Origin of the sequence: Pseudomonas brassicacearum (assembly GCF_918698105.1) — a bacterium.
Lineage (GTDB): Bacteria > Pseudomonadota > Gammaproteobacteria > Pseudomonadales > Pseudomonadaceae > Aquipseudomonas > Aquipseudomonas brassicacearum_F.
This window is the reverse complement of sequence record NZ_CAKKMI010000033.1, coordinates 51,404-66,197: the sequence shown is the minus strand read 5'-3', so window position 1 is coordinate 66,197 and position 14,794 is coordinate 51,404. Positions and strand designations below refer to the sequence as shown.

The window sequence follows — 14,794 nt, the reverse complement described above, 5'->3', positions numbered from 1 at the left end:
GTCCAGCGGGAGCAAGCTCCCTCGCCACAGGGGGTATAGGTAGCATCCAGGGCTGTGGCGCTTTGCCGCATATCTGCCGCTGTAAGCCGCGCCTTGGTTATACTCCGTGCGATTCGCCTGGAGCGCTCATCAGGAGAGCTCATGCTCGCCCCTTTGCAAATGACTTCCGCCTCTCGCCAGAACCTCTGGCGCCTGACATTCATCCGTATCCTGGTCCTCGCGGCCCAGGCCGGCTCCGTGGGGCTCGCCTATTGGTTCGACCTGCTGCCGCTGCCTTGGCTGCAATTGGCGATCACCCTGGTCTGTTCCAGTGTGCTTTGCGCGCTGACGGCGATTCGCCTGCGCACCTCCTGGCCGGTGACCGAGTTGGAATACGCCGTGCAACTGGCCGGCGACCTGTTTATCCACAGTGCGCTGCTGTATTTCTCCGGCGGCTCCACCAACCCCTTCGTCTCTTATTACCTGGTGCCGCTGACCATCGCCGCGGTGACGTTGCCATGGCGGTATTCGCTGATCCTTTCCGGCATCGCCCTGGCGCTGTACACCTTGTTGCTGGCGCGGTTCTACCCACTGGAAACCTTCCCCATCGCCCGGGAAAACCTGCAGATCTACGGCATGTGGCTGAGTTTCGCCCTGGCTGCGGCGGTCATCACGTTTTTTGCCGCGCGCATGGCCGAGGAACTGCGCCGCCAGGAAGAATTGCGGGCCATCCGCCGTGAAGAGGGCCTGCGTGACGAGCAATTGCTGGCCGTGGCAACCCAGGCCGCTGGCGCCGCTCATGAATTGGGTACACCGCTGGCGACCATGAGCGTGCTGCTCAACGAGATGCGCCAGGACCACCACGACCCGGCGTTGCAGGATGACCTCAGCGTGCTGCAGGATCAGGTCAAGCTCTGCAAGGAGACCCTGCAATACCTGGTACGCGCCGCCGAGGCCAACCGTCGGTTGGCGATCGACATGCTGGACGTCACCGACTGGCTCGATGAGGCGCTGAACCGCTGGCACCTGATGCGCCCGGAAGCCAGTTATCGCTTCCAGCGCCTGGGCCAGGGCCCGGTGCCGCGCATGGCGCCTCCGCCGGACCTGACCCAGGCGTTGCTGAACCTGCTGAACAACGCCGCCGACGCTTGCCCCGAAGGGCTGGAAGTGACGCTGGACTGGAACGCCTATGAGCTGACCATCAGTATTCGCGACCACGGCGCCGGTGTGCCGCTGGCGATTGCCGAGCAGATCGGCAAGCCGTTCTATACCACTAAGGGCAAAGGTTTCGGCCTGGGCCTGTTCTTGAGCAAAGCCAGCGTGACACGCGCCGGCGGCTCGGTGAAACTCTACCCCCATGAGGAAGGCGGCACGCTCACCGAGCTGCGCCTGCCCCATGCCGACCGAGGAGACGAAACATGAGTGACGAGATCCAAGTCGACGGCGAAGAACTGCCGCACCTGTTACTGGTGGATGACGACGCCACCTTCACCCGCGTCATGGCCCGGGCCATGTCCCGTCGCGGGTTTCGCGTCAGCACCGCAGGTTCTGCCGAAGAAGGCCTGGCCATCGCCCAGGCCGACCTGCCGGACTACGCCGCCCTGGACCTGAAAATGGACGGCGACTCGGGGCTGGTGCTGTTGCCCAAGCTGCTGGAGTTGGACCCGGAGATGCGCGTGGTGATCCTCACCGGTTATTCGAGCATCGCCACCGCGGTCGAGGCCATCAAGCGCGGTGCCTGCAATTACCTGTGCAAACCGGCGGACGCCGATGATGTACTGGCGGCGCTGTTGTCCGAGCACGCTGACCTCGACACCCTGGTGCCGGAAAACCCCATGTCGGTGGATCGCCTGCAATGGGAGCACATCCAGCGGGTGCTGACCGAGCACGAAGGCAATATCTCCGCCACGGCCCGCGCCTTGGGCATGCACCGGCGGACGTTGCAGCGCAAATTGCAAAAGCGTCCCGTGCGTCGCTGAACTTGCGCTGAACGAATGCTGTCCACCCTCGCGGCACGTCGGGCCGTTGCTTTATGATCGGCCCGAGTTTTTTCCCTATTGAGCCTTAACCATGAATCAGAACGCTGAATATTCCGCGGTCAATGACGCGGTGCGCGGGCAGTTTTTCCGCCGTGTCTGGCAAATGACCACGCCGTACTGGCGCAGTGAGGAGAAGGGCAAGGCCTGGACGTTGTTGATCGCCGTGATCGCGCTGTCGCTGTTCAGCGTGGCGATCTCGGTGTGGATCAACAGTTGGTACAAGGACTTCTACAACGCCCTGCAAGAGAAAAACAGCGCGGCGTTCTGGCAGTTGATCCTGTATTTCTGCGGCATCGCGGCGGTGGCGATCCTCGGCGCCGTCTACCGCTTGTACCTCACGCAGATGCTTACCATCCGCTGGCGGGCCTGGCTCACCGAGCAGCATTTTGCCCGTTGGCTCAGTGACAAGAACTATTACCGACTGGAGCAGGGCGGTTATACCGATAACCCGGACCAGCGGATTTCCGAAGACCTCAACAGCTTCACCACCAATACCCTGAGCCTGGGCTTGGGATTGCTGCGCACCGTGGTCAGCCTGGTGTCGTTCTCGATCATCTTGTGGGGCGTGTCAGGCAGCATCGAAGTGTTCGGCTACACCATCCCGGGCTACATGTTCTGGTGCGCGCTGGTGTATGCGGCGGTGGGCAGTTGGCTGACGCATTTGATCGGCCGTCGCCTGATCGGTCTGAACAACAACCAGCAACGCTTCGAAGCCGACCTGCGTTTCTCCATGGTTCGAGTGCGCGAGAATGCCGAGAGCATTGCGCTGTACAACGGCGAACCGAACGAGAACCGTCGCCTGAGCGGGCGTTTCGGCCTGGTCTGGCATAACTTCTGGGACATCATGCGGGTGTCCAAGCGCCTGACGTTCTTCACCTCCGGCTACGGCCAGATCGCGATCATCTTCCCGTTCATCGTCGCCGCGCCGCGCTACTTCGCCGGCAAGATCCAGCTGGGCGAGCTCATGCAGATCAACTCGGCCTTCGGCAATGTGCAGGAAAACTTCAGCTGGTTCATCAGCGCTTATGCCGACCTCGCGGCGTGGCGCGCCACCTGTGATCGTCTGCTGAGTTTCCGCCAGGCCATGAGCGACAACGAAGACCGCGTGCCGGCCATTGACGTGCAAAACCAGGGCACTGCATTGCAAGTGCAAGGACTGGGATTGGACCTGGCCGATGGTCGTCATCTGCTCAGCAATACCAATATGACCGTCGAGCCGGGGGAACGGGTGATGCTCAGTGGGCGCTCGGGCAGTGGTAAATCCACGCTGTTCCGGGCGATGGGGCACCTGTGGCCCGCTGGACACGGCGCGATCCGCTTGCCCGCGGCGCGTTATTTATTCCTGCCGCAAAAACCCTACCTGCCCATTGGCACGTTGCGCGAGGTGCTCAGTTATCCACAGCCGGGCGACACGTACCCGCACGAGCGTTACGCCCAAGTGCTGGAAACCTGCCGCCTGCCGCACCTGGTGTCGCGACTGGATGAAGCCAACCACTGGCAGCGCATGCTCTCGCCCGGCGAGCAGCAACGCCTGGCCTTTGCCCGCGCATTGCTTTATGCACCGCAATGGTTGTACATGGACGAAGCCACGTCGGCGATGGATGAAGAGGACGAGGCGACGCTGTACCAGGCGCTGATCGACCAGTTGCCGGGCCTGAGCATCGTCAGTGTTGGCCACCGAAGCAGTTTGAAACGTTTCCATCCACGACATGTGCGTATCGAAAATGGCCAACTCGTGGAGCGCACCGTAACAGCATAAGCACTCAAAACCTGTGGGAGCGAGCTTGCTCGCGATAGCGGTGTATCAGTTGATATTGATGTGGCTGACCCACCGCCATCGCGAGCAAGCTCGCTCCCACAGGGGTTTTGTGGTGAGCCGGATGCAAATGCACGCAACCGCTCTAGTGTGGGAGCGAGCTTGCTCGCGATGAAGGCGAATCGGTCTCAGCACCAGTCTCGCTGCTGCACCCACGGTGATCGTACAACCACGTTGCGCTATGATGATGCCATTCAGCCGTTTACCGAGACACAACCCCATGGAAAACCCGATCGAAGTACCACGCTTTCCCCGCAAGCGCCGCAGCCTGGCGCAGGAGCTGGTGACGGTGTTGACCGAGCAGATTCGCGACGGCCTGCTCAAGCGTGGCGATAAATTGCCCACCGAGTCGGCGATCATGGAAGCCCATGGCGTCAGTCGCACGGTGGTGCGCGAGGCAATTTCCCGCTTGCAGGCGGCCGGCCAGGTGGAAACCCGCCATGGCATCGGCACCTTCGTGCTGGACACGCCGAGCCCAAGCGGTTTTCGCATCGACCCGGCCACCGTGGTCACCTTGCGTGACGTGCTGGCGATCCTGGAATTGCGCATCAGCCTGGAAGTGGAATCCGCCGGGCTGGCGGCGCAGCGCCGCAGCGACGAGCAACTGGCCGCGATGCGCGCCGCCCTCGACGCCCTGAACGAAAGCGCCGCCCACGCCAGCGATGCGGTGGCCTCGGACTTCGCCTTCCACCTGGAAATCGCCCTGTCCACCGGCAACCGCTATTTCACCGACATCATGACCCACCTGGGCACCAGCATCATCCCGCGTACCCGGCTGAACTCGGCGCGCCTGGCCCATGACGACCAGCAGCACTACATGAACCGCCTGAGCCGTGAGCACGAGGAAATCTACGACGCCATCGCCCGCCAAGACTCCGAGGCGGCCCGTGCGGCCATGCGTTTGCACCTGACCAACAGCCGCGAGCGGCTGCGCCAGGCCCATGAAGAGGCGCAGGCGCAGGGTTGATCTGACCAGCCGAGCCAGCGCTATCGCGAGCAGGCTCGCTCCCACAGTGATTTCTTGTGATCACTGGATTCAGGTCCGCCACAAAATCCCCCTGTGGGAGCGAGCTTGCTCGCGATGGCGGAGGGTCAGCTTATAGATAGGCTGGATGTAGCGGCCTATTCGCGAGCAAGCTCGCTCCCACAATTGATCCCCTGTGGTCTCTGGGTTCAGGTCCGCCACAATCCCCCTGTGGGAGCGAGCTTGCTCGCGATGGCGGAGGGTCAGCTTATAGATAGGCTGGATGTAGCGGCCTATTCGCGAGCAAGCTCGCTCCCACAATTGATCCCCTGTGATCTCTGGATTCAGGTCCGCCACAATCCCCCTGTGGGAGCGAGCCTGCTCGCGATGGTGTCGGGTCAACCGCCGCCGTGCCTGGGCGCCTAGGGCTCGATCTTCAACTTAACCGACGGATCGGAATACAAGTCATACCCCGATTCATTGGCAAACCGGTAGCGCAGTTCAACCTGTCGGCCCAGGTACTTTTGCAGTTCCGCCTTGGGCACGGTGACTTTCAGCCCCGTCAGTTTCACCATGCCGTCGTTGGCATCGTCCCAAGTGCCGGCCGCCACCTGTTGGCCGGACCAGTCGGGATGATCCTTGTTGGCGCCGAGAATCGGGTAGACCGACCAATCGGCGGAGATTTCATTCGAGTCAGGAATCTGGACTTCCAGATTGGCCTCCAGCTTCGACAGGTTGATCGTGATCTTCTCGGCGGGTTTGTTGCCTGAGAACTGGGTGAGGATGGGCAGTGCAAAATTCGCCATGGTGTCTCTCCTTGTGAGTCGACCGTGCACGTCGCATACGGTGACTCACTGTTAGATAGCTAGCCAGAAAGCGCCGGCCGGGCTGTCGCGCGGCCACTGCTGCGTTATGCCTGCAACACGCCGTCGCGCCTACTGGCAGAGTTGACAGTCGCGATGAGCGGTCCAGGACCCTTGCGCGGCAAGTTTCATCAACCTGGGGGAAACGCGCCAAGCGTCGTGCCAGGGCGGTTGGCGAGAAACGCACGATGTCCAGTGGGGCACAAAAGATGAAATACAGTTGACGTCTACATTTTAAGTTGTACGATGACCTACAACTTCACATGAAGCTGAACCGTTTCCTACAACACATCATTTGCGTCCAGGGTGTTCGAATAATGAATCCACAAGAACTGAAGTCCATCCTCTCGTCTGGCCTGCTGTCGTTCCCGGTCACCGATTTCACGGCCCAAGGCGATTTCAATCGCGACAGCTACATCAAGCGCCTCGAGTGGCTGGCCCCGTATGGCGCCTCGGCCTTGTTCGCAGCGGGTGGCACCGGTGAATTCTTCTCCCTGGCCGCCAGCGAGTATTCCCAGGTCATCAAGACCGCCGTCGATACCTGCGCCACCAGCGTGCCAATCCTTGCCGGTGTCGGCGGTGCCACCCGCCAGGCCATCGAATACGCTCAAGAAGCCGAGCGCCTGGGCGCCAAGGGCCTGTTGCTGCTGCCGCACTACCTGACCGAAGCCAGCCAGGACGGCGTTGCCGCCCACGTTGAAGCGGTGTGCAAATCGGTGAAGATCGGCGTGGTGGTGTACAACCGCAACGTCTGCCGCCTGAACGCCACTTTGCTGGAACAACTGGCCGAGCGCTGCCCGAACCTGATCGGCTACAAGGATGGCCTGGGCGATATCGAACTGATGGTGTCGATCCGTCGCCGCCTCGGCGATCGCTTCAGCTACCTGGGCGGCCTGCCGACCGCTGAAGTCTACGCCGCGGCCTACAAGGCCCTGGGCGTGCCGGTCTACTCCTCGGCGGTGTTCAACTTCATCCCGAAAACCGCGATGGATTTCTACCACGCCATTGCCCGCGATGATCACGAGACCGTCGGCAAGATCATCGACGACTTCTTCCTGCCTTACCTGGACATCCGCAACCGCAAGGCCGGTTACGCGGTGAGCATCGTCAAGGCTGGCGCGAAGATCGTGGGCTATGACGCGGGCCCTGTGCGCACGCCGCTGACCGACCTGCTGCCGGAAGAATACGAAGCCCTGGCCGCGCTGATCGACAAGCAAGGCAAGCAGTAACAGACCCGATGAGGCCGCTGAGTAATCAGCGGCTTTTTGCGTAAGGCTTGTCGTTCCCACGCTCTGTGGGAATGCCGCCAGGGACGTTCTGCGTCTCTAGATCGCTTTTGTAGAAGGAGTAGCTCCGTGGCAGATTCAAAGCGTTTCGATAACTACATCAACGGTCAGTGGGTGGCCGGTGCCGACTATTGCACCAACATCAACCCGTCTGACTTGTCCGATGTCATCGGTGAATACGCCAAGGCTGACGCAGCGCAAGTCAATGCCGCCATCGAAGCCGCCCGCGCCGCGTTCCCGGCCTGGTCGACCTCGGGCATCCAGGCCCGTCATGATGCGCTGGACAAGGTCGGCAGCGAGATCCTCGCCCGCCGTGAAGAACTCGGCCAACTGCTGGCCCGGGAAGAGGGCAAGACCCTGCCCGAAGCCATCGGCGAAGTGACCCGTGCCGGTAATATTTTCAAGTTCTTCGCCGGTGAATGCCTGCGCATGTCCGGCGATTACGTGCCGTCGGTGCGCCCAGGCGTCAACGTTGAAGTGACCCGCGAAGCCCTCGGTGTGGTCGGCCTGATCACTCCGTGGAACTTCCCGATCGCCATTCCCGCGTGGAAAATTGCCCCGGCCCTGGCCTACGGCAACTGCGTGGTGATCAAGCCGGCCGAGCTGGTACCGGGCTGCGCCTGGGCCCTGGCCGAGATCATTTCCCGCGCCGGTTTCCCGGCCGGTGCGTTCAACCTGGTTATGGGCAGCGGCCGTGTGGTTGGCGAAGTGCTGGTCAACAGCCCGAAAGTCGACGGCATCAGCTTTACCGGTTCGGTGGGCGTGGGGCGGCAGATCGCCGTCAACTGCGTGTCGCGCCAGGCCAAGGTGCAGTTGGAAATGGGCGGCAAGAACCCGCAGATCATCCTCGATGACGCTGACCTCAAGCAGGCCGTCGAACTGGCGGTGCAGAGCGCGTTCTACTCCACCGGCCAGCGTTGCACGGCTTCCAGCCGCCTGATAGTCACCGCCGGCATCCATGACAAGTTCGTCGAGGCCATGGCCGAGCGCATGCAGTCGATCAAGGTTGGCCATGCGTTGAAGGCCGGCACCGATATCGGCCCGGTGGTTTCCGAAGCCCAGCTCAGCCAGGACTTGAAGTACATCGACATCGGCCAGAGCGAAGGTGCGCGGTTGGTCAGCGGTGGCGGCCTGGTGACGTGCGACACCGAAGGTTACTTCCTGGCGCCGACCCTGTTCGCCGACAGCGAAGCCTCGATGCGCATCAGCCGCGAAGAGATCTTCGGCCCGGTGGCTAACGTCGTGCGCGTGGCTGACTACGAGGCGGCGCTGGCGATGGCCAACGACACCGAGTTCGGTCTGTCCGCCGGTATCGCCACCACCTCGTTGAAGTATGCCAACCACTTCAAGCGCCATTCCCAGGCGGGCATGGTGATGGTCAACCTGCCGACTGCCGGCGTGGATTACCACGTGCCGTTCGGCGGGCGCAAAGGCTCGTCCTATGGTTCGCGAGAGCAGGGTCGCTACGCGCAAGAGTTCTACACCGTGGTGAAGACCTCTTACATCGGATCGTAAAACGCAACACCGGTCGGCACCGGGCATCGGTGCCGACCGCACAAACTGATTTCCCGTATAAAAATAAATAGTGGAAGTAGATTACATGCAAGAGACCAAGCCGACACACGTCCGCTATTTGATCCTGCTCATGCTGTTTTTGGTGACGACGATCAACTATGCCGACCGCGCCACCATCGCCATCGCCGGCTCAAGCCTGCAAAAAGACCTCGGCATCGATGCCGTCACCCTCGGTTATATCTTCTCCGCTTTCGGCTGGGCCTACGTGGCCGGGCAGATTCCCGGCGGCTGGCTGCTCGACCGTTTCGGCTCGAAAAAAATCTATGCCTTGAGCATTTTCACTTGGTCGCTGTTCACCGTGCTGCAAGGCTATGTCGGTGAATTCGGCATGTCCACGGCCGTGGTTGCGCTGTTCATGTTGCGCTTTCTGGTCGGGCTGGCCGAAGCGCCGTCCTTCCCGGGCAACGCCCGCATCGTCGCCGCCTGGTTCCCCACCGCAGAACGCGGCACCGCCTCGGCGATCTTCAACTCGGCGCAGTATTTCGCCACCGTGTTGTTCGCACCGCTGATGGGTTGGATCGTCTATCGCTTCGGCTGGCAGCACGTGTTCATCGTGATGGGCGTGATTGGCATCGTGTTCTCGCTGATCTGGCTGAAAGTGATCCACAGCCCGCGTCAGCACCCAATGATCAACGAGGCCGAGTTCAATCACATCGCCGCCAATGGTGCGATGGTCGATATGGACCAGGACAAGGGCAAGGACAAGAAAACCGACGGTCCGAAGTGGGATTACATCCGCCAACTGCTGACCAACCGCATGATGCTCGGCGTGTACCTGGGCCAGTACTGCATCAACGGCATCACCTACTTCTTCCTGACCTGGTTCCCGGTATACCTGGTGCAAGAACGCGGCATGACCATCCTCAAGGCCGGTTTCATCGCGTCCTTGCCGGCGATCTGCGGCTTCATCGGCGGCGTGCTCGGCGGGGTGATTTCCGATTACCTGTTGCGCAAGGGCCACTCGCTGACCTTCGCCCGCAAGGCGCCGATCATCGCCGGCCTGCTGGTGTCCAGCAGTATCGTGGCGTGCAACTACGTAGACATCGAATGGATGGTGGTGGGTTTCATGGCCTTGGCCTTCTTCGGTAAAGGCGTCGGCGCATTGGGCTGGGCCGTGGTCTCCGATACGTCGCCAAAACAGATCGCCGGTTTGAGCGGCGGCCTGTTCAACACCTTCGGCAACCTGGCGTCGATCACCACGCCAATCGTCATCGGCTACATCATCAACGCCACCGGTTCGTTCAAGTGGGCACTGGTGTTCGTCGGTTGCAACGCGCTGGTGGCGGTGTTCAGCTACCTGGTCATTGTCGGGCCGATCAAGCGTGTGGTGCTCAAGGAACCCACGGCCAGGGATGACCAACTTTCCAGCCTGTCTGAAGCTAAATCCTGAAGGAGCGGCGTCCATGCAACTGATTGAACATGCCGATTCGCCGCGTTACATCCGCTTGCATGAGCGGGACAACGTAGTGATCGTCGTCAATGACCAGGGTGTACCGGCCGGGACCGAGTTCCCGGACGGCCTGGTCACTGTGGACTTTGTGCCGCAGAGCCACAAGGTCACGCTGCAGGATATTCCCGAGGGTGGCGAGGTTATTCGCTATGGCCAGGTCATCGGCTATGCGCTGCAACCGATCCCTCGTGGCAGCTGGGTCAAGGAAGACCAGTTGCGCATGCCGACCGCGCCGCCGCTGGACAGCCTGCCGCTGTCCACTGATGTGCCGGTGGCCGATGCGCCGCTGGAGGGCTACACCTTCGAGGGTTATCGCAACGCCGACGGTACCGTCGGCACGCGCAATATCCTGGGCATCACCACCACGGTGCAGTGCGTGACCGGGGTGCTGGACCATGCAGTCAAGCGCATCAAGGACGAGTTGCTGCCCAAGTACCCGAACGTCGATGACGTGGTGGCGTTGACCCACAGCTACGGCTGTGGCGTAGCGATCACTGCCACCGATGCGTACATCCCGATTCGCACCGTGCGCAACCTGGCGCGTAACCCGAACCTGGGGGGCGAGGCGCTGGTGATCAGCCTGGGCTGCGAGAAATTGCAGGCCGGGCAGGTGATGCATGAGGGCGACAGCTCGGTGGACCTCAGCGAGCCTTGGTTGTATCGCTTGCAGGATTCCAGTCACGGTTTCACCGAAATGATCGAGCAGATCATGGAACTGGCCGAGACCCGCTTGAAGAAGCTCGACCAGCGCCGCCGCGAAACCGTCCCCGCTTCTGAGCTGATCCTGGGCATGCAGTGCGGCGGCAGCGATGCGTTTTCCGGCATCACCGCCAACCCGGCGCTGGGCTACGCCTCGGACCTGCTGCTGCGGGCCGGGGCGACGGTGATGTTTTCCGAAGTCACTGAAGTGCGCGATGCGATCTACCTGCTGACCTCCCGGGCGCAAACCCAGGAAGTGGCCCAGGAACTGGTTCGCGAAATGGACTGGTACGACCGTTACCTGGCCAAGGGCGAGGCCGACCGCAGTGCCAACACCACGCCGGGCAACAAGAAGGGCGGGCTGTCGAACATCGTCGAAAAATCCCTGGGCTCGATCGTCAAGTCCGGCAGCAGCGCGATCAATGGCGTGCTCGGCCCGGGCGAGCGCTTCAAGCAAAAGGGCCTGATCTTCTGTGCCACACCGGCCAGTGACTTTGTCTGTGGCACGCTGCAGCTGGCGGCGGGGATGAACCTGCACGTGTTCACCACCGGTCGCGGCACGCCGTACGGTTTGGCCATGGCCCCGGTGGTGAAGGTCTCGACTCGTACCGAACTGGCCCAGCGCTGGCCGGACCTGATCGACATCGACGCCGGCCGCATCGCCACCGGACGCGCGACTATCGAGGAGCTGGGTTGGGAGCTGTTCCACTACTACCTGGACGTGGCCAGCGGCAAGAAACAAACCTGGGCCGAGCGGCACAAGCTGTACAACGACATCACGTTGTTCAACCCGGCGCCGATTACCTGATGATTTCGTGATCGCCGCAGATCCAGTGTGGGAGCGAGCTTGCTCGCGATAGCGGTGGTTCAGCTAGCATCGATGTTGGATGTGCTGCCGTCTTCGCGAGCAAGGTCGCTCCCACAGGGGATTTGCGGAGAGTGCGGATTTTGTGTTCACTGAAGAACACATGTGGGAGCGAGCTTGCTCGCGATAGCGCTTCACCAGACGCCAATGTCGTGAGTGGCTTATCATTAGCCACCTAACGACACACCCTTCTCAAGGTCCACCGGCATGCTGGCAATTTTCCTCGAAACCCTGAACATCACCGCGCCGGTGTTTGCCATGTTGTTTCTGGGGACGTTGCTCAAGCGCATCTATTGGATCAACGACAATTTCATCCACATCGCCTCGTCCCTGGTGTTCAACGTCACCATGCCGGCGCTGTTGTTCCTCGGCATCCTGCACGCCGATCTCCATGCGGCATTGCAGCCGGACCTGTTGATCTATTTTTCCATTGCCACCCTGGTGGGCTTTGCCGTGGCCTGGGGCTGGGCGATCTGGCGCTGCCCGCGCGAGGACCGCGGCATCTACACCCAAGGCGCCTTTCGCGGCAACAACGGCGTGATCGGCCTGGCACTGGCAGCGAGCATGTACGGCGACTACGGGATTTCCCTGGGGTCGATACTCGCGGCGCTGGTGATCCTGTTCTACAACACTTTGTCGACTATCGTGCTGGCGGTCTACAGCCCGGTGATCAAGTCCGACCCCTGGAGTATCTGCAAAAGCGTGGTCAGCAACCCGCTGATCATCAGCGTGGTCGTCGCTGCGCCGTTCGCCTATTGGCAGATCGGCCTGCCGAACTGGTTCGAAACCTCGGCCAAATACCTTGCCCAGATGACCTTGCCCCTGGCGTTGATCTGCATCGGCGGCACGCTGTCGCTGGCGGCCTTGCGCAAGAGCGGCAAGATGGCCCTGAGTTCGAGCCTGGTGAAGATGGTCGGGCTGCCGCTGCTGGCCACCCTGGGTGCCTGGCTCTGGGGCTTTCGCGGAGCGGAGTTGGGGATCCTGTTCCTGTACTTCGGCAGCCCGACCGCCGCCGCCAGTTACGTCATGGCCCGGGCGGCCGATGGCAACCATGAACTGGCGGCGGCGATCATCGTCATCACCACCTTGATGGCGGCTATTACCACCAACCTGGGGATCTTTGTGTTGCAGTGGGGTGGGTGGATCTAGCCTTGGGTTTGCGCTGTTCTTGAGGTCCAAATCGCGAGCAAGCTCGCTCCCACAGGTGTATCGCAATCATCTGTGGGAGCGAGCTTGCTCGCGATAGCGTTCTAACTGTCACTCAGGTTTCTGATAGCTATCGATCACTTCCTGCGCCGCGCGAAACGCATCGATCGCCGCCGGCACACCCGCGTACACCGCGCAATGCAGCAATGCCTCGCGAATCTCTTCCACCGTGCAGCCATTATTCAGCGCGCCGCGCACATGGCCCTTGAGTTCCTGCGGGCACTTGAGGGCGGTGAGGGCGGCCAGGGTGATCAGGCTGCGGGTCTTCAGCGGCAGGCCTTCGCGGCTCCAGACGCTGCCCCAGGCATGTTCGTTGACGAAGTCTTGCAATGGCTGGGTGAACTCGGTGGCGTTGCCCAGGGCACGGTCGACGAATGCGTCGCCCATGACCTGGCGACGCATGTCCAGGCCGGTCTTTGGAGTGTCGGTCATGGCAAATCCCTCTTGTGGTGTTGGCGGCGCCAGGCGCGCAGGGAGGTGAACAGTAAAAACACGAGCAGGGCCGGCAGCACATAGAACAGCATCAGTCGTTCCAGTTGGCCGGCCAGGGGCATGCCGGTGGTGAACGACACCACGTGCAGCCCATAGGCCAGGTACAAACCCAGCAACAGCAGGCCTTCGGCGCGGGTGACACGATAACCGGAATAGAACACCGGCAGGCACAGCACCGCCACGCCGAGCATTACCGGCAGGTCGAAATCCAGGGCGTTCGGCGAGACCGACAGTGGCGTGGGGGCGACGAGGGCGGTTACCCCCAATACCCCGAGCAGGTTGAACAGGTTGCTGCCGATGACGTTGCCCACCGCAATGTCCCGTTGGCCGCGCAGGGCAGCGATCAACGAGGTGGCGAGCTCCGGCAGCGAGGTGCTGACGGCGACAATGGTCAGGCCGATGATGCGCTCCGAAAGCCCCAGGTCCGTCGCCACTTCCACCGCCGCGCCCAGCAGCAGGTGCCCGGCGAAAACCAGCATGGCCAAGCCCAGCACGATCATCGCCAGGCTCTTGGGCCACGATCCCCGGGTCACCTCGATACCCACCGTGTGCGGCCGTCCCGAGTGCCGCGACTGGCGCAGCAACAGGCCCAGGTACACCGCCAGGGCCACCAGCAGCCATACGCCGTCCAACCGGGTCAGTTCTTCATTCCAGGCCAGCACGAACACCAGCAGGCTGGCACCGATCATCAGCGGGATGTCCAGGCGCACCAGTTGGCGTGACACGCGCAACGGAATGATCAGCGCCGACAGCCCCAGGGTGACGAGGATGTTGAAGATGCTGCTGCCGATCACGCTGCCCACGGCGATGTCGGCGTTTTGCGCCAGGGTCGCCTGCAGGCTGACCGCCATTTGTGGGGCGCTGCTGCCGAACGCGACGACGCTCAGGCCGATGATCAGCGGCCGAACCTGCAAGCGTGCCGCCAGGCCCACGGCGGCGCGCACCAGCAGTTCGGCACCGCCGATCAGCAACAGCAGGGCGCCGAACAATTCGATCAGGCTCAGCAGCGGTAGGGCGGTGAGTAGGGAAATGGCCGGGCTCCGTCTATCAATCGTCGAGGGCTTGCACGCGCACCCGTGCGGTGCCGCTGCGCAACATGCCCAGCTGCTCGGCGGCTTCGCGGGACACGTCGATCAAGCGGCTTCGGGAGTATGGGCCACGGTCGTTGATGCGCACCACCACGCTGTCATTGTTGCTCAGGTTGGTGACTTTCACCCGGGTGCCGAACGGCAACTGGCGATGGGCGGCGGTCAGGCTGTGCTGGTCGAAACGCTCGCCGCTGGCGGTGCGCTTGCCATGGTGCCTGGCACCGTAATAAGAGGCGACGCCGGTCTGGTCGTAGCCGTGTGGATCGACCGTCCCGCTCTGGCTGGCGCAACCGGCCAACAGGGACAGCAGCGCGCAGGCGCCGAGGAGACGCTTCATGTTGGGTTTTCCAAATACAAATGTGGGAGCGAGCTTGCTCGCGAAGAGGCCATCACATTCAACATCTGTGTTGACTGTCATACCGCTATCGCGAGCAAGCTCGCTCCCACAGGGGATGGAGCCAGATTCAAAGAC

General features: G+C 62.0%; 13 protein-coding genes. 9 read left to right on the top strand and 4 right to left on the bottom strand.

Going from position 1 to position 14,794, the window contains the following annotated elements; translation table 11 throughout:
- The first annotated feature begins 141 nt into the window (after positions 1-141).
- From LQ215_RS15195 to LQ215_RS15180, 4 genes are all read left to right on the top strand, one after another.
- Complete coding sequence (locus tag LQ215_RS15195) at positions 142-1,401, top strand: ATP-binding protein (RefSeq protein WP_230151013.1); 1,260 nt, start codon at positions 142-144, stop codon at positions 1,399-1,401.
- On the top strand, positions 1,398-1,958 hold the full coding sequence (locus LQ215_RS15190) for a response regulator transcription factor (RefSeq protein WP_025211826.1): 561 nt from the start codon (positions 1,398-1,400) through the stop codon (positions 1,956-1,958). Before LQ215_RS15195 ends, LQ215_RS15190 begins: the two co-directional genes overlap by 4 nt.
- Before the next feature lie 91 nt (positions 1,959-2,049).
- Positions 2,050-3,777: an ABC transporter ATP-binding protein/permease gene (locus LQ215_RS15185; RefSeq protein WP_230151010.1), complete on the top strand. Its 1,728-nt coding sequence runs from the start codon at positions 2,050-2,052 to the stop codon at positions 3,775-3,777.
- A gap of 277 nt (positions 3,778-4,054) precedes the next feature.
- The gene (locus LQ215_RS15180; RefSeq protein ID WP_230151007.1) at positions 4,055-4,801 is read left to right on the top strand and encodes a FadR/GntR family transcriptional regulator; all 747 of its coding nucleotides are present in this window, start codon (positions 4,055-4,057) and stop codon (positions 4,799-4,801) included.
- Positions 4,802-5,220: 419 nt separating this feature from the next.
- On the opposite strand, the gene LQ215_RS15175 is transcribed toward LQ215_RS15180, so the two are convergent.
- A complete protein-coding gene (locus LQ215_RS15175; RefSeq protein WP_230151005.1) occupies positions 5,221-5,604 on the bottom strand; it encodes a hypothetical protein in 384 nt (127 codons plus the stop codon).
- Positions 5,605-5,978: 374 nt separating this feature from the next.
- Here LQ215_RS15175 and kdgD point away from each other — a divergent pair, with 374 nt between their 5' ends.
- The 5 genes from kdgD to LQ215_RS15150 all read left to right on the top strand — a co-directional run bounded on the left by kdgD (position 5,979) and on the right by LQ215_RS15150 (position 12,685).
- Complete coding sequence (gene kdgD, locus LQ215_RS15170; RefSeq protein ID WP_003177964.1) at positions 5,979-6,890, top strand: 5-dehydro-4-deoxyglucarate dehydratase; 912 nt, start codon at positions 5,979-5,981, stop codon at positions 6,888-6,890.
- A gap of 126 nt (positions 6,891-7,016) precedes the next feature.
- The gene (locus LQ215_RS15165; protein ID WP_230151002.1) at positions 7,017-8,462 is read left to right on the top strand and encodes an aldehyde dehydrogenase family protein; all 1,446 of its coding nucleotides are present in this window, start codon (positions 7,017-7,019) and stop codon (positions 8,460-8,462) included.
- A gap of 85 nt (positions 8,463-8,547) precedes the next feature.
- The gene (locus tag LQ215_RS15160) at positions 8,548-9,912 is read left to right on the top strand and encodes an MFS transporter (protein WP_230150998.1); all 1,365 of its coding nucleotides are present in this window, start codon (positions 8,548-8,550) and stop codon (positions 9,910-9,912) included.
- A 13-nt stretch (positions 9,913-9,925) separates the two neighbouring features.
- Positions 9,926-11,479: a galactarate dehydratase gene (gene garD / locus LQ215_RS15155; protein WP_014336613.1), complete on the top strand. Its 1,554-nt coding sequence runs from the start codon at positions 9,926-9,928 to the stop codon at positions 11,477-11,479.
- Between the two features lie 264 nt (positions 11,480-11,743).
- Positions 11,744-12,685 (top strand): AEC family transporter, encoded by a 942-nt coding sequence (locus tag LQ215_RS15150; protein WP_230150995.1) that lies wholly within the window; start codon positions 11,744-11,746, stop codon positions 12,683-12,685.
- A gap of 108 nt (positions 12,686-12,793) precedes the next feature.
- Here the strand turns inward: LQ215_RS15150 and LQ215_RS15145 are convergent, their stop codons facing one another.
- The 3 genes from LQ215_RS15145 to LQ215_RS15135 are packed head-to-tail and all read right to left on the bottom strand — an operon-like array spanning position 12,794 to position 14,659.
- Entirely contained in the window at positions 12,794-13,174 is a 381-nt protein-coding gene (locus LQ215_RS15145) for a carboxymuconolactone decarboxylase family protein (protein WP_003177973.1), read from the bottom strand.
- A complete protein-coding gene (locus tag LQ215_RS15140) occupies positions 13,171-14,232 on the bottom strand; it encodes a calcium/sodium antiporter (protein WP_230151019.1) in 1,062 nt (353 codons plus the stop codon). Before LQ215_RS15140 ends, LQ215_RS15145 begins: the two co-directional genes overlap by 4 nt.
- Before the next feature lie 49 nt (positions 14,233-14,281).
- On the bottom strand, positions 14,282-14,659 hold the full coding sequence (locus LQ215_RS15135; protein WP_230150992.1) for a septal ring lytic transglycosylase RlpA family protein: 378 nt from the start codon (positions 14,657-14,659) through the stop codon (positions 14,282-14,284).
- Between the last annotated feature and the right edge of the window lie 135 nt (positions 14,660-14,794).